This is a genomic window from Agrococcus casei LMG 22410, from assembly GCF_900163565.1.
In the GTDB taxonomy this organism is placed as follows: Bacteria; Actinomycetota; Actinomycetes; order Actinomycetales; family Microbacteriaceae; genus Agrococcus; species Agrococcus casei.
The window spans coordinates 150,773-165,152 of sequence record NZ_FUHU01000038.1 but is presented as its reverse complement, the minus strand read 5'-3'; the positions used below and the strand labels follow the sequence as shown (position 1 = coordinate 165,152).

Genomic DNA, 14,380 nt, shown 5'->3' with positions numbered 1-14,380 from the left:
CTGGGCTACAGTGGATGCGCAAACACGGGAGCTTGGTGGATTTTCCAGGCTGAGAGGAGGGCACAAGCCCTCGACCGTCGAACCTGAACCGGATAATGCCGGCGCAGGGACGTTTCTCACCCGTGCCATTTCAAAGATCGAAAGGCACACATGTCGCAAGACACAGCACTCAAGACCGCGCCCGCAACGCAGGCGCAGCCGTCACGGTTCAAGTGGCGCGTCATCGACATCGTCATCGCAGCCGTGCTCGGTGTCGCAGTCGGCCTCCTGTTCGTGTTCTGGAACGTCGCGGGCTACGCGTGGTTCAGCGCGATGGACGCACTAACCCCCGGGTTCGGCGGCATCGCCGTCGGCATCTGGCTGATCGGCGGCGTGCTCGGCGGGCTCATCATCCGCAAGCCGGGCGCCGCGCTGTTCGTCGAGACCCTCGCAGCGACCGTCTCGATGCTGCTGGGCAGCCAGTGGTCGATCGAGACCGTCTACTCGGGCATCATCCAGGGACTCGGCGCCGAGCTGATCTTCCTGCTGTTCCTCTACCGCCGCTTCAACGTGGGCGTCGCCGCCCTCGCAGGCATCGGCTCGGCTGTCGCCGCGTGGGTGCTCGAGCTGTTCCTGTCGGGCAACATCGAGATGGGCGCCGCCTTCCTCACGATCTACCTGGTCGCCTGCAGCATCTCGGGGGCAGTGCTCGCGGGAGTCGTCGGTTGGCTGCTCACAAGAGCGCTCGCTGCGACCGGGGCGCTGAACCGCTTCGCCGCCGGGCGAGAGGTGCGCGGGCTTTCGTGATCGGCTCTCGAGTCGTCGCCGAGGGCTGGGGCTGGCGTCATGCGTCACGGCGCGCCCCGGCTCTCGCCGACGTCGACTTCACCATCGAACCGGGGGAGCGCGTGCTGCTGCTCGGGCCGTCGGGCGCGGGCAAGTCAACGCTGCTGGCGGCCATGGCCGGTGTGCTCGGCGGCGCAGACGAGGGCGACGAGAGCGGCAGCCTGAGCGTCGACGGAGTGCGGGCGGTGGATGCACGGGGCCGCGCAGGGCTCGTGCTGCAAGACCCTGAGGCGAACACCATTCTGGCTCGCATCGGCGACGATGTCGCGTTCGGGTGCGAGAACCTGCAGGTGCCGCGCGACGAGATCTGGCAGCGCGTTCGCCGCTCGCTCGATGCCGTGGGGCTCGACTACCCGCTCGATCGCTCGACCATGCATCTCTCCGGCGGCGAGCGACAGCGGCTCGCCCTCGCGGGAGTGCTCGCCATGGGCACGGGGCTGCTGCTGCTCGACGAGCCGACAGCGAACCTCGACCCGGCAGGCATCGCCGATGTTCGCTCGACCGTTGCGCGCACGCTGGACGAGACCGGGGCGACCCTCGTCGTCGTCGAGCACCGCGTCGAGGCCTGGTACGACGTGATCGACCGCGTCATCGTGCTCGAGCCCGGCGGCGGCGTGCTCGCAGACGGGCCGAAGGATGCAGTGCTCGGCGAGCACGGTGATGCGCTGGCGGCGCGCGGCGTGTGGGTGCCGGGGCACCCGATCGACTTCGACCGCAGCCGCGTCGTGGGCGAGCAGCTGCTGGCTGCGAACGGCGTGAGCGTCGGCTTCGGCGACCGAATCGTGCAGCGCGACGTCGATGTGACGGTGTCGGCAGGCGAATCACTCGTGATCACCGGCGAGAACGGAGCGGGCAAGACCACGCTGCTGCATGCCCTCGCAGGGCTGACGGCGCCGGTATCCGGAACCGTCGACGCAGCCGCAGGGTTCGCACCCGCTCGCTCGCTGCATCCGCATCGCTGGCGATCACGTGATCTGCTCACCCGCATCGGCACGGTCTTTCAGCAGCCCGAGCATCAGTTCGTTGCCGCGAGCGTGCGCGAAGAGCTCGCGATCGGGCCCAGACAGGCCAAGCTCTCGGGCGTCGACGAGATCGTCGGCAGGCTGCTCGAGAGCCTCAGGCTGTCGCATCTGGCGAACGCGCATCCGTTCACGCTCTCGGGCGGCGAGCAGCGACGGCTCTCGGTTGCAACCGTGCTCGCGACGGCTCCTCGTGTGCTGGTGCTCGACGAGCCGACCTTCGGGCAGGACCGCACCACGTGGCGCGAGCTTGCCCTGATGATCGCCGAGCACGTCGACAGCGGAGGCGCGGCGGTCTCGGTCACGCACGACGAGCAGTTCATCAGGCTGCTGGGGGATGCGCGGCTCACCCTGCAGAAGTCGCTCAGCGAATCGAGGCGAGCATGAACTGGCTTGACCGGGCGAACCCCGTGGTTCCGTTTCTGGCGGCCGTGCTGTACTCGATTCCCATGCTGACGACGATCGATGTCGTGAGCGCCGCTGTTGCGCTGGGGCTATGGATCGTGCTGTTCCTGGTCGCAGGGCTCACACCTCTGACAATCGTCAAACGCACGTGGCCGCTGCTGGTCGCGGCACCGCTCAGCGGCATCAGCATGCTGCTGTATGCCAAGCCGGGCGGCGAGACGCACTTCAGCTGGTGGCTGGTGCACGTGACCGACAACTCGATCGAGCTGTCGATTGCCATCACCCTTCGTGTGCTCGCAGTCGGCATGCCCGCACTGGTCGCGCTCGTGGGCGTCGATGCGACCCGGCTCGCCGACTCGCTTGCACAGGTTGTGAAGCTGCCGTCTCGGTTCGTGCTCGGGGCACTCGCCGGCACTCGCCTGTTCGACGTGCTCGGCGAAGACTGGCGACAGCTCTCGGCTGCGCGGCGCGCTCGCGGGCTGGGCGACACCGGTGCCCTGCGCCGCTGGTTCACGATGGCGTTCGCACTGCTGGTGGCGGCCATCCGTCGTGGTTCGCTGCTCGCGACAGCGATGGAAGCGCGCGCATTCGGAGCAGGCGAGCGCACCTGGGCGCGGCCGTCGACGCTCTCGTGGCGAGACGCCGTGATTGTTGCCGTCGGCGTGCTCGTTGCGGCTGCGGCGCTGACCGTCGCCATCACGACCGGCAGCTTCAGGCTGGTGGGGTCGGAATGACGCTGACGCTGATCGACGGACGCTCGGGCTCTGGCAAGACCTCGTATGCCAGGCGGCTCGCAGCGGCCGACGGCACCCGCGTTCTGCACATGGACGACATCTATGAGGGGTGGCACGGCATGGCCATCGGCACCGCCACCCTCGAGCGGCTGCTGACCGAGCAGGCGGCCGGTCGCGTCGCCCGCTGGCAGAACTGGGACTGGTACGCCGACGATTGGGGGCCCGGCCAGGAGCTGCGGCCGGGGGAGTCGCTCATCGTCGAGGGGTGCGGCTCGGTCACAGCGGTGACCGCTGCGCTCGCGGGCCGGGTGATCTGGCTCGAGGCGCCTGAGTCGATTCGGCACGAGCGAGCCCTCGAGCGCGACGGCGACGATTCGTGGTGGGAGCTCTGGAAGCGGCAGGAGGCAGTGCACCTTGCCGAGCACGACCCTCGAAGCCTCGCGACCGAGATCGTCGACACCGCCGACTGCTGACCTCAGCCGTGCGCCTTGATGAGGCGCGCCAGGCGGATGTGCGTGCTGAAGCTGGCGTTCATGCGCTTGAACGAATGGAAGTTCAGGATGACGTGTGTGTCGTGCGCGGGGTAGTAGAACATGTGCGTCGCCAGGATTCCGAGGCCGCCGACGGGTCGCGGCAGACCGCGCAGCAGGGGCATGAAGCCCTCGAACTTCAGGGTCGCCATTCCTGCGCCGTAGTGGAGGCCGCCGAGCTTGCGGTTTCGCGGGCGCGACATATGGTCGACCCACTCGCGGCTGCAGAGGTCGCCCGCGTGCAGAGCCCGCTGGAATGCCAGTAGGCCGTGTGCGCTCGCGGCCCCTCCGAGCCCTGATTGCCAGGTGAGCTTCGACGCGAACGCCTGACTCAGCTCTTGGTGGGGCTTGGTGAACCAGAACGGTGCGAGCGCCGGGGCCAATTCGGCCAGTCGCTCGGCAGACGCGCCGACCCATTCGGCGGCGGTCTGCATGCCGGCAGGCTCGACGATGTGCGATCGGAGCCGCTGCGCGAACGCGACGCCAGCGGCCTCTTCGATGATGCGGGTCAGCAGCAGATAGCCCGTGTCTGAGTAGTGGAATCGCGCGCCGGGCGCTGCGATCGGGCGCATGCCGCGGGCCTGCTGCAGCATCGATTCGGATGTCCATGGGCGCTCGGGGTGCTGCTCGAGCATCGCGAGTGAGCATTCGCTCTGCTCGCCTCGCGGCGGATCGCAGACGTCTGGAAGGCCTGAGGTGTGCGACAGCAGGTGATCGACCGTGATGTCGCGAGCGCTGTCGACATGCGGTGCGGCTGGCAGATGCTCGATGTCGTTGCTGGGCAGCAGCTCGCCGATGGGAGTCTCGGGTGTGAGCACGCCTTCGTCGCCGAGCTGGGCGATCAGCGTGGCGATGAGCACCTTGTCGATGCTCGCGCCGAAGTACGGCTGATCGAGATCGCCGGTTTCGAGACGGATGCGCGGCCCGGCGACCAGGGCCGTCGGAGCAACGGGGAATCGGCGGCTGGTCGTGCGCTCGATGTGTCGCACAGCTGCGTCTGTGGCGTTCTGTCTGCCCATGGTGTCCTGCCCGTGATGCTCTGTCGCGGTTTCTATCTCTGAGATATGTTTAGTAGATAGAACTGCGGGCGTCAAGGGATTACACTCGCGACATGGCCAATGTGATTCTCGGACTCCTCATGCTCTGGCCGCAGAGCCTGTATGAGCTGACCAAGAGCTTCGAGGCGGGCATCTCGCTCTTCTACAGCGCGAGCACCGGCAGTATCAAGCGAGCGCTCGACCGGCTGTCGTCGGCCGGCTTCGTCGAGCTGGGCGAGGAGTCTGGGCCCCGAGGCAAGAAGCTCTACAGCATCACGGATGCCGGTCGCGGGGAGTTCCGCCGCTGGATGCTTTCAGAGGTCGACGGCAGCGACGTCGAGACCGCGGTGCTCTCCCGCGTGTACTTCCTCGGGCTGCTGGAGCCGCAGGCGCGTGCGGAAGTCGGATCGCGCATCCGCCGTCGCATTTCGGCAGATCTTGCGCAGCTGCAGGCGTTCGAGTCGCAGGTCGGCGGCACAGCGATTCCGGAAGGGTACGAAGCTGTCGCCGAGTATCAGTTCGCGACGCTGCGATACGGAGTGGCTGCGCACAACACCGCTCTCGAATGGGCCGAGTCGCAGCTGCCGTAGAGGGCGCGTCAGTCAGGCCCAGCCGAGCCTGTGCAGTTCGTCGTCGTCGATGCCGTAGAAGTGCGCGATCTCGTGCACGACGGTCGTGTGGATCTCGCGCTTCAGCGACTCGAGGTCGGTGTGCGCTGCCAGGTGCGTCTCTCGAAACACGATGATTCGGTCGGGGAGCTCACCGAAACCGTAGTCGCCGCGGTCAGTGAGGGCGACGCCCTCGTATATGCCGAAGAGGTCTTCTGCTTCGTGCCGGTCTTCGACCATGAACACCACGTTGTCGAGGCCCTCGAACATCTCGTCGGGCAGCTTGTCGAGCTCGTCGACGACGAGCTGTTCGAACGCCTCGAGATCTATGTCCAACATGAACACAGCCTACGGCCGCGGCTCATGACCAGCGGCTCGCAACGTCGAACCCCTAAAATGCTCCCGTGGACTTCTCTCTTGACATCACACCAGACCTGCTCGCCGTCTTCGCAACCCTCTTCGTCCTCGAGCTCGTGCTCGGGGTCGACAACGTCATCTTCATCTCGATCCTGACCAACAAGCTGCCAAAGCAGCAGCAGAACAAGGCCCGCATCCTCGGCCTGACCCTGGCTATGGTGCTGCGCATCGGGCTGGTGCTGGTCGCCGGCTGGATCATCACGCTCGAGAACGAGCTGTTCGCGCTGTTCGGCATGAGCTTCTCTGGCAAAGAAGTGATTCTGATCCTCGGTGGAGCGTTCCTGCTCTACAAGGCCGTGAAGGAGATCCACCACAAGGTAGAAGGTCACGAAGAAGAGCAGTCGGGCGCCGGAACCGCGACGTTCGCTGCCGTGCTCGGCCAGATCCTGATCATGGACCTCGTGTTCTCGCTCGACTCGGTCATCACCGCTGTCGGCATGACCACCAACATGATCGTCATCATCACCGCAGTGGTCGTGTCGTTCGGCCTGCTGCTGTTCGCCGCCAGGCACATCGCCGATTTCGTCAACCGTCACCCCACGGTCAAGATGCTCGCACTCTCGTTCCTGATGCTCATCGGCGTGTTCCTGATTGCTGAAGGCTTCGGCGTCCACATCGAGAAGGCGTTCATCTACGGTCCGATGGTGTTCGCGGTCATCGTCGAGGCGCTGAACCTCTGGGCTGCGGCACGTGCGAAGAAGCGCCGTGAGCGCACTGCTGCGCCTGCGGCAGATGCGCAGGCAGTCGAAGCCGACAAGTAACTTCGACCAGCCTCTCCTCGGGTCAGTTCGCGACAGCTGCTGCGAGCAGGTTGAGCGACTCCTCCAGCTGCTTCTCGCTGACGGCCGGGAAGCTGGAGCGAACCTTCTCGTTCTCGACCTTCGACCAGTCGTAGGTCAGCGTGACTTGCGTGGACTCAGCGTCGATCGCCTCGAGCTCGTAGACCCACTCCCAGCCGTCCGGGCTGTCTCTGCGAGTTTCTGGAGCCGGCTGCCAGCCGACGAGCTTGTTGTCGGCATAGGCGACGACGTGATTGTGCATGCGGTAGTCGCCCATGCGGTCGTTCTGCATGTTCATGACGAAGACGTCGCCGACCTTCTGAATGCGCTGCGACTTCTCATCAGCGCGCACCATGCCTGAGCCGTCGAACTCGCGGTGGCGTGACGGCAATGTCAGCACGTTGAAGATGTCTTTCGTCGAGGCGTCGATGACTCGCGAAACGGTGATGGATGTCTGGTTGGTAGCCATGTCTCGACACTGTCACGCCTGGTTCTCGATGTCACGCACGTGCGTTTCGCGGGTAGATTCAGAAGCATGCGTGCAGCGGATGTGCTGGTCGTCGGAGCAGGTCAAGCCGGGCTGTCGGCAGCCCACCATCTGGTGCGGCGGGGCTTTGTGCATCCCGACGACGCGAAGCCCGGTGATCGCACCTTTATCATCGTCGACGCAGAGGACGGCCCAGGCGGTGCCTGGCGACACCGCTGGGACTCGCTCACGATGGCGACGGTCAACGGCATCCACGATCTGCCGGGCATGCCCCGCGAGGATGTCGACGCTGCGACGGCTGCCAGCGTCGCACTGACCGACTACTTCGGCAGGTTCGAGGATGCGCACGAGCTGCGCATCGAGCGTCCGGTCGACGTGACGGGCGTTCGGTTCGAGGACGCCGCAGACGACCACTCGCCCCTCATCGCAACCGTGGCGATGCAGTCGGGCGAGGAGCGCATCCGCGCACGAGTGCTGGTGAATGCGACCGGCACGTGGCGGCAGCCGTTCGTGCCGTATGTGCCGGGCATCGAGACGTTCGGCGGGCGCTACGTGCGCACTGTCGACTACCGGCAGGCGAGCGACTATGCGGGGCAGCGGGTCGGCATCGTCGGCGGCGGCATCTCGGCCATCGGGTTTCTCATCGAGGTCGCCGAGGTGGCTGAGACGCACTGGTTCACCAGGCGCGAGCCCGAGTTCGTCGAGGGCGGGCACAGCAGCGAGACGCTCACGCTGGCGGTCGAAGGTGTCGATGCTCGGGTGCGCGAAGGGCTGCTGCCTGTCAGCGTTGTCGCAGCGACCGGGCTGTCGTGGACGCCTGCGCTGCTGGAGGCCAAGCGCAAGGGGATTCTCGAGCGGCAGCCGATGTTCACGAGGATCGACGAGACGGGCGTGACGCTCGCTGACGGGTCACATCAGGAGCTCGACACGATCATCTGGGCGACCGGATTCAGGCAGAATATCGAGCACCTGGCGCCGCTGCGGCTGCGCGGGCCCGGCGGGGGCATTCGCATGGATCCGCCCATGGTCGCCGATGAGCCGCGCATCTACCTCGTGGGCTACGGGCCGAGCGCCTCGACCATCGGTGCGAACCGGGCTGGGCGAGCTGCTGTGCGCAGCCTCAGCCGGTACCTCGACGCGCTGTGATGCGCTGAGCGGCTGAACTCCAAAGGGAGTTCAGTTCGAGCCGGTACCTCCAAAGGGAGTTCAGATTTCTGCCGGGTGCGCGAAAGGGAGTCGGATGCGCGAAAGGGAGTCATATCAGCTCCCATTCGCAGTTCTGCAGGGTTTGAGCTCCCATTCGCGAGCGGCAGCTGAAGCTGAACTCCTTTTGGAGGTCAGCTGGGCCCCACACTGCCACTTGGGAACTGCGCTGGTCAGCCTCTGCCGGGACGCACCGTGAGCCCCTGCGACTGCACAGCGAACGGGCCGTCGTCATCGTGCAGCACCGTGTGCGTGAGGCCGGTGCCGACAGCGCTGTAGGTGACGGTCGTGTCATAGCCGAGCCACTCGCCGACGGGCTCGCGCAGGTAGTGCACGGTGAGGTCGAGGTTCGGAAACAGCACGTCCTCGGGACGGGCACGCGGCGTGAGGCCGTTCGCGAAGTCGAACAGGCCGGTCATGCGAGCGAGGGCGCTCGGCTCTTCGCCTGAGACGAGAGCGACCTTGGGTCGGGTCCAGCTGCAGGCGCGCCCCGGGTGCTCCTCCTGCTTGCGCGTCTCGATTGACCGGACCGCGCCTCCGGGCCAGTCCAGTGCGAAGGTCGACTCTTCCATATCGTCGCGGCTCGGCATTGGAGCCAGCTCGTTGGCTGCCAGGTCAGTCGTGTCGAAGCCCTTCATCAGCCACGCGCGCACCACGATGGCGGCGCGGCCGTTCTGCTCGAGCGACGCCTCGACCAGCTCGACGGTGCGGCCGGGGCGCAGCACGCGAGTCGACACACTGACGGGGTCGATCGTGAACGTGCCGTAGATGTCGAAGGATGCGCGAGTCACCATGAGCGCATCGTCACGGCGTGCGTCGCGGTCTCGCTCGATCTCGTGCACCAGCAGGCCGAATGAGGGGGCCACATGCTGCTCGGCGGTGTTCCAGGCGCCCTGCGTGTGGATGTGCGATTCGAACGTGTGCTCGTCGGTGCGAGTGAAGTATGACTCCTGTGGCATTGCTCCAGCCTACTTCGGCCAGGCAGCCGCCATGCGCGTCACTCTGCTGAGCCGAACACCGCCATGGCCGCCGCGACATGCGACTGCGCTATGCGCACGACGGTGGGCTCGGCGACCGGTGCGAACGCGGGGGAGTGATTGCCCGGAATCTCGGTGCTGACCGCGCCACGGGCCTCCGCATCGCTGTAACGCTCGCGGTCGGTCGACCCCACGAACCAACACGCATACGGAGTGCCGAAGGCCTCAGGAATCGCGCAGAAGTCCTCCGACGCAGTCGCGGGCGTGGCAGTCTGCGAGTCGTCGCCGAACGCGGCGTCGAAGGATGCGCGCACAAGATCGTGCAGATCGGCGTCGTTGTCGGTGACGGGGTAGTGGTCGTCGTAGGTGAACTCGGGCTCTCTCGGAGAACCGGCGGCTTCGCACTCGGCGCGCACGATCCGCTCGATCGCGGCGAGGACGCGCTCGCGGACGTTCTCATCGTAGGTGCGCACATTGAGCTGCAGCTCGGCTCGATCGGCGATGATGTTCGAACTCGATCCGGCGTGCAGTGCGCCGACCGTGACGACGGCGAATGTTCCGGGCTCGGTCTCTCGGGCGACGATGGTCTGCAGTCGCAGGACGATCGACGAGGCGAGCACGACAGGGTCGACACTCAGGTGCGGCATCGAACCGTGTGCGCCTCTGCCGAACACCGTGATCCGTACTGAGTCGGCCGACGAGAGCGTCGGACCCGGCCTGACCGACACCTGACCCGCGGGCCCGACCATCGCGTGGCATGCGAAGCACGCGTCTGGTCTCGGTATTCTGTCAGCCAGGCCATCCGCAATCATCGCCCGGGCCCCTGATGCATCCTCTTCTGACGGTTGGAAGAGCGCGATGTACGTGCCTTGCCAGGCGCTGCGGTGCTCGGTCAGCGTGCGTACGGCTCCCAACAGCCCGGCCATGTGCGTGTCGTGACCGCAAGCGTGCATGACCCCCGGAGTCTCGGACGCGTACTCCAGCGCCGTGTCTTCTGTGACGGGAAGGGCATCCATGTCGGCGCGGCCGAGCACGACCCTGCCGTCGCCGTTCTCGATGATCGCGACGACGCCGGTCTCGCCGATGCGCTGCGTCTCGAGGCCAAGGCCCTGCAGCACATCTTCGATGTACTCGGCAGTGTCGTGCTCTTCCATGCTGAGCTCGGGGTGGCGGTGCAGGTGCTCGTAGTGCTCGAGCAGCCAGGCTGATCCAGTCTCGACTGCCTGCAGCAGGGGCTGTGATGTGGTGCTCTCCACGGCTGTCTCCTTTGCGCGTGCCGTCTTGCTGACCAAGACGACGCCAGCCTACTCAGCGCTGGGTCAATCGAGTGCTAGTCCTGACGACGGTCGTTGCCCTCGTTCGGGATGCCGTCTGCAAGCAGACGGGCGAAGTGGATGAGGTTCCACGACATGATGCGCACATTTCGATTCGTGAAGTCATTGTCGTAGCCCGCACGGCTTCCGTCGTCGAGCTCGTCACCGTAGGACGCACCCGGGCCCGCCTCGCCGACCCAGCCGGCGTCCGCCTGAGGTGGAACCGCGCATCCGATGTGCTGCATTGAATAGAGCACTTCGGACGCGACATGCTTCATGCCGTCCTCATTGCCGCCGACGAGGCATCCGGCGACCTTGTTCATGAACACCGACTGGCCTCGGTCGTTCAGCTGACCGGACTGCGCGTACAGCCGCTCGAGCAGGCGTCGGGTGACGCTCGACGCCTGTCCGAGCCAGATCGGTGTCGCGATCACGATGATGTCGGCGGCCAGCACGCGCCGCCAGAGCTCGGGCCAGGTGTCGGATGCTGCACCGTGCTCGGTCATGTCAGGCTGCACCCCGGGAGCGAGATCGTGATCGACAGTGCGGATGATCTCGACGTCGACGCCCTCTGCTCTCAGGATGCTCGCGCTCTTCTCGATGAGCAGCTCGGTGTGGCTGAGCCCGGGGGAGGGAGTCAGCGTGCCGTTGAAGTAGATTGCGCGTGTCATGCTCTGCACGCTGGCACGCGGAGAGTGATTGCGCAATGGTCTTGCGCGTTTCTCTACGAAGCCGTCGGCTGCCGCTGCAGCCAGTGTTCGAGCTCTCGCGGATGACCCAGACGAACGACCTGCATCGACGGAAAACGCTGCTCCAAGTCGGGCATCCGCTCTCGCCACTTTGTGAGCGTCGCGGTCTGCCAGCGCATGATGCTCTCTTCGTTTGTGGCTGAGAGCTGCGTCCATGGGGGAGGCTCGACGTTGCCGTTCCACAGCTTGGTTCGAAGGATGCTGCGGCGCAGTGTGCGACGAAGCAGTCGCTGGCGCACGACTCGGTAGGGGTAGTCGAGCCAGATTGCGAGGTCAGCACGGGGTGGCAGGATGTCGTTGGTGCCCTTGCTTGTGTACTGCCACTCCGTCACCCAGCGCTCGGTGGCTGCGAAGGCGCGCACTTCGTCAAGAAACTCTGGCCGTGGTGTCCAGCCCGGGCCATGGAAGAGGGCGTCGATCTCATAGTGTTCGAGGTGCCACAGTGGGGCCAGGCGACTGGCGAGCGTGGTCTTGCCTGAGCCGGTGACGCCGGCGATGAGTACGCGCTGAGGCGGCGACGGCAGCACGTCGTCAGAATGCAGCATGAGCACCAACCTTGGGTTCGAGAACGCGAAAAACGGCTGAACCCCATGAAACCAGGAGTTCAGCCGTTCTCGATGTCTTGAGACATCACATTGGGGTGAGTAACGGGACTTGAACCCGCGACATCCGCCACCACAAGGCGGCGCTCTACCAGCTGAGCTATACCCACCATGCTGCCGAGGCAACTACGACAGTCTACATCATTGTGTCGCAGTTGGGAGCGCACCGGTGTCGGGCGGCTGCAGCACTCGGGAGTCCTTCGTGAACACCCACAGAATCGCGACGAGCGCCATGATTCCGGCGGTGATTCCGAACGCAAGGCCGAAGCCCGACAAGTCGACGATGAGCCCGACGATGATCGGCCCGATCACCGCGCCGAGGTCCATGACCATCTGCGACGTCGCCACGACCTGTCCGCCCGGTCGCTTGCCGACGACGTCAGCAATGGTCGCCTGCTGTGCTGGCCCGATGAATGCCGACCCCACTCCTGCCACCGCCATCGCGATGCAGACCGTGACCACCGAGTCAGCGAATGGCACGATCGCAAAGCCGGCTCCGCCAACTGCGTAGCCGATCAGCAGCAGCGGCTTGCGCCCCAGGGAGTCGGCCCAGCGCCCCGACGGGAAGATGAAGATGGCGTTGCCCGCTGCGTATGTGGCGAGTGCCCAGCCGGCGGCCGCCGCATCCGCTCCCAGTCCGACCGTCAGAAACAGCGGAATGGTCGCGACGCGCACACCGAACGAACCCCAGCCGAACGCGAAGAACGACAGCAGCGCACTGCGGTACTGGGAGTGACGGATGGCGTCCCACAGCCGAGCAGGAGCGACCGGCTGGTCAGCGCGGTCGCGCCTGGACGGCAGCGTCGTGCTGCGTCGCAGGGCGATGCCGACGAGTGCGGCTGCGATGAGGAGCATGCCGAAGTAGAAAACGAACGGCGCACGAAGCCCGAAGCCTGCGACGACGCCGCCGAGCACCGGGCCCAGCAGGCCGCCCAGCAGGAACGACGCGGCGTTGTAGCTCGAGATGCGTCCGCGCATCTTCACGGGTGCGAGCCTGATCAGCAGGCCGGTTGCGGCGATCGAGAACATGGTCGAGCCGATGCCTCCTGCCGCGCGCAGCACCAGCAGCTGACCGTAGGTGGCGGCGATGGCGCATGCGCCGGTCGACGCCGCGACGATCAGCAGGCCGATCGTGTAGGTCGGGCGCTCACCCCACTTGTTGACGAACCAGCCGGCAGCCGGTGCGAACACGAGTCGCATCGCCGCGAAGGCGCTGACGATGGCGCTTGCTGCCGTGATCGAGACGCCGAACGATGACGCCAGCTGAGGCAGAACCGGTGCGACGACGCCGTAGCCGACTGCGACTGCGAAGCTGCCTGCGATGAGCGCCCAGATCTCGAAGGGCAGGCGAGGCGTCGTCTGGGTGGTCATTCTCCGAAGTGCTCGGCGAAGTCGTCGACTGTCGTCTTCGCAATCTTCTTCAGCGCATCGGAGTCGCGCCCGGGGGCGTCGGTGAAGACTGCCGCGCGGTAGTAGCGCAGCTCGCGAATCGACTCGAGGATGTCGGTGAGGGCCCTGTGGCCGCCGTCCTTCTCGGGTGAGATGAAGTAGGCGCGCGGGAACCAGCGACGCGACAGCTCTTTGATCGAAGAGACGTCGATGTTGCGGTAGTGCAGGAAGCCGTCGAGCGCGGGCATGTAGCGGGCCAGGAACATGCGGTCGGTGCCGATCGTGTTGCCGGCCAGCGGCGCGGTGCGCTCGACTGCGACGAAGCGCCCGATGTACTCGAGCACCTGGCGCTCGGCCTCGTCGAGGGCGACACCGTCGGCAAGCTCAGTGATGAGGCCGCTGGTGGTGTGCATCTTGGTGACGAAGTCGTTCATGTTCTCGAGCGCGCGCTCAGAAGGCTTGATGACGACCTGGAAACCGGGGTCGAGCACGTTGAGATCGAAGTCGGTCACGACGACCGCGACTTCGACGAGCTCGTCGATCTCGGGGTCGAGCCCCGTCATCTCGCAGTCGATCCAGACAATGTGTTCGCTAGCAGCCACGAGACGATCCTACGAGATCCGGCCGAGGCGGCTGAGCAGGTCGTCGACCGAGACCGCAGACAGATCGGCGAACGAGCGCTCGGCGGTCTCGGGTGCGGGGGAGTGCGTCTCGACGAACCAGAGCGGGATGCCCGCTGCAGTCACAGAAGCGGCTCCGGTCAGCGAGTCCTCCATGGCGATGCTTCCGGCAGCCTCGATGCCGAGCCGCTGGGCCCCGACGAGGTAGGGCTCGGGGTGCGGCTTGGCGTTCTCGAGCTCGTACGCCGACACTGCGAACTGCAGTGCGCCCTTCGGGGCTGCGTCGAGCACCGGCTGCACGTTCCAGGGGGCTGCATTCGTGACGATGGCGGCGGGGATTCCCGCTGCTGCGATGTCGCTCAGCAGCTGCTGCGCGCCGGGGAGCCACGGGATGTCGGCTGCCACCTCTTCTGCCACGCGTCGTGAGACCAGCGCGCCGAGCTCGTCGGGTGCGAGCTTCGCGCCGCGCGAGATCATCTCGTTGGCCCACAGCATCATCGATGAGCCGACGAACTGCAGCGAATCCTCGAGGGTCCAGTGCACGCCGAGCTCGCGTGCCACCTCGATCTCCGTGCGCTGCCAGATGTCTTCGGATTCGATCAGTGTGCCGTCCATGTCGAACAGAATTCCGTGCTGCAACTTCACCCTCTTGTCTCTTGGCCGACGCTCAGAGAGGTCGTGCCTCC

At 66.0% G+C, this 14,380-nt stretch carries 17 protein-coding genes, 1 tRNA gene and 1 riboswitch; of the genes, 7 read left to right on the top strand and 11 right to left on the bottom strand.

Features of this window, described 5'->3' with window-relative positions; genetic code table 11:
- The first annotated feature begins 14 nt into the window (after nucleotides 1-14).
- Nucleotides 15-128: riboswitch (TPP riboswitch) on the top strand.
- Nucleotides 129-150: 22 nt separating this feature from the next.
- From CZ674_RS09650 to CZ674_RS09635, 4 genes are read left to right on the top strand one after another with little or no spacing between them, the layout of a single operon-like run.
- A complete protein-coding gene (locus CZ674_RS09650) occupies nucleotides 151-786 on the top strand; it encodes an ECF transporter S component (protein ID WP_086992300.1) in 636 nt (211 codons plus the stop codon).
- On the top strand, nucleotides 783-2,231 hold the full coding sequence (locus CZ674_RS09645) for an ABC transporter ATP-binding protein (protein ID WP_200810080.1): 1,449 nt from the start codon (nucleotides 783-785) through the stop codon (nucleotides 2,229-2,231). The genes CZ674_RS09650 and CZ674_RS09645 overlap by 4 nt, the downstream gene beginning before the upstream one ends.
- Nucleotides 2,228-2,983 carry an energy-coupling factor transporter transmembrane component T family protein gene (locus CZ674_RS09640; RefSeq protein WP_086992298.1) on the top strand — a complete coding sequence of 252 codons (756 nt, stop codon included), beginning with the start codon at nucleotides 2,228-2,230 and terminating at the stop codon, nucleotides 2,981-2,983. Before CZ674_RS09645 ends, CZ674_RS09640 begins: the two co-directional genes overlap by 4 nt.
- Nucleotides 2,980-3,456, top strand: coding sequence for a nucleoside/nucleotide kinase family protein (locus CZ674_RS09635; RefSeq protein ID WP_086992297.1), 477 nt, complete (start codon nucleotides 2,980-2,982; stop codon nucleotides 3,454-3,456). The genes CZ674_RS09640 and CZ674_RS09635 overlap by 4 nt, the downstream gene beginning before the upstream one ends.
- 2 nt (nucleotides 3,457-3,458) lie before the next feature.
- Here the strand turns inward: CZ674_RS09635 and CZ674_RS09630 are convergent, their stop codons facing one another.
- Entirely contained in the window at nucleotides 3,459-4,532 is a 1,074-nt protein-coding gene (locus CZ674_RS09630; protein ID WP_086992296.1) for a serine hydrolase domain-containing protein, read from the bottom strand.
- A gap of 92 nt (nucleotides 4,533-4,624) precedes the next feature.
- On the opposite strand from CZ674_RS09630, the gene CZ674_RS09625 reads away from it, so the two are divergent.
- Nucleotides 4,625-5,140 carry a helix-turn-helix transcriptional regulator gene (locus CZ674_RS09625; RefSeq protein ID WP_086992295.1) on the top strand — a complete coding sequence of 172 codons (516 nt, stop codon included), beginning with the start codon at nucleotides 4,625-4,627 and terminating at the stop codon, nucleotides 5,138-5,140.
- A gap of 12 nt (nucleotides 5,141-5,152) precedes the next feature.
- Here CZ674_RS09625 and CZ674_RS09620 read toward each other — a convergent pair whose 3' ends face one another.
- Entirely contained in the window at nucleotides 5,153-5,497 is a 345-nt protein-coding gene (locus tag CZ674_RS09620; protein WP_086992342.1) for a metallopeptidase family protein, read from the bottom strand.
- A gap of 65 nt (nucleotides 5,498-5,562) precedes the next feature.
- Here CZ674_RS09620 and CZ674_RS09615 point away from each other — a divergent pair, with 65 nt between their 5' ends.
- On the top strand, nucleotides 5,563-6,336 hold the full coding sequence (locus CZ674_RS09615; protein ID WP_086992294.1) for a TerC family protein: 774 nt from the start codon (nucleotides 5,563-5,565) through the stop codon (nucleotides 6,334-6,336).
- A 22-nt stretch (nucleotides 6,337-6,358) separates the two neighbouring features.
- Here CZ674_RS09615 and CZ674_RS09610 read toward each other — a convergent pair whose 3' ends face one another.
- The gene (locus CZ674_RS09610) at nucleotides 6,359-6,823 is read right to left on the bottom strand and encodes an SRPBCC family protein (protein ID WP_086992293.1); all 465 of its coding nucleotides are present in this window, start codon (nucleotides 6,821-6,823) and stop codon (nucleotides 6,359-6,361) included.
- Between the two features lie 66 nt (nucleotides 6,824-6,889).
- On the opposite strand from CZ674_RS09610, the gene CZ674_RS09605 reads away from it, so the two are divergent.
- Nucleotides 6,890-7,987, top strand: a complete 1,098-nt coding sequence (locus tag CZ674_RS09605; protein WP_086992292.1) for an FAD-dependent oxidoreductase — start codon at nucleotides 6,890-6,892, stop codon at nucleotides 7,985-7,987.
- A gap of 230 nt (nucleotides 7,988-8,217) precedes the next feature.
- Here the strand turns inward: CZ674_RS09605 and CZ674_RS09600 are convergent, their stop codons facing one another.
- The 8 genes from CZ674_RS09600 to CZ674_RS09565 all read right to left on the bottom strand — a co-directional run bounded on the left by CZ674_RS09600 (nucleotide 8,218) and on the right by CZ674_RS09565 (nucleotide 14,339).
- Nucleotides 8,218-9,003, bottom strand: a complete 786-nt coding sequence (locus tag CZ674_RS09600; RefSeq protein WP_086992291.1) for a thioesterase family protein — start codon at nucleotides 9,001-9,003, stop codon at nucleotides 8,218-8,220.
- 38 nt (nucleotides 9,004-9,041) lie between these two features.
- Entirely contained in the window at nucleotides 9,042-10,277 is a 1,236-nt protein-coding gene (locus CZ674_RS09595) for an amidohydrolase (protein WP_200810079.1), read from the bottom strand.
- Between the two features lie 74 nt (nucleotides 10,278-10,351).
- A complete protein-coding gene (locus tag CZ674_RS09590; RefSeq protein WP_086992289.1) occupies nucleotides 10,352-11,005 on the bottom strand; it encodes a flavodoxin family protein in 654 nt (217 codons plus the stop codon).
- A gap of 53 nt (nucleotides 11,006-11,058) precedes the next feature.
- Nucleotides 11,059-11,628, bottom strand: coding sequence for a P-loop NTPase family protein (locus CZ674_RS09585; RefSeq protein ID WP_143244707.1), 570 nt, complete (start codon nucleotides 11,626-11,628; stop codon nucleotides 11,059-11,061).
- Nucleotides 11,629-11,719: 91 nt separating this feature from the next.
- A tRNA-His gene (locus CZ674_RS09580) sits at nucleotides 11,720-11,795 on the bottom strand.
- 31 nt (nucleotides 11,796-11,826) lie between these two features.
- On the bottom strand, nucleotides 11,827-13,056 hold the full coding sequence (locus CZ674_RS09575) for an MFS transporter (RefSeq protein WP_086992287.1): 1,230 nt from the start codon (nucleotides 13,054-13,056) through the stop codon (nucleotides 11,827-11,829).
- Entirely contained in the window at nucleotides 13,053-13,637 is a 585-nt protein-coding gene (orn, locus tag CZ674_RS09570; protein ID WP_086992341.1) for an oligoribonuclease, read from the bottom strand. Before orn ends, CZ674_RS09575 begins: the two co-directional genes overlap by 4 nt.
- 48 nt (nucleotides 13,638-13,685) lie before the next feature.
- Entirely contained in the window at nucleotides 13,686-14,339 is a 654-nt protein-coding gene (locus tag CZ674_RS09565; RefSeq protein WP_086992286.1) for an HAD family hydrolase, read from the bottom strand.
- Nucleotides 14,340-14,380: the final 41 nt, after the last annotated feature.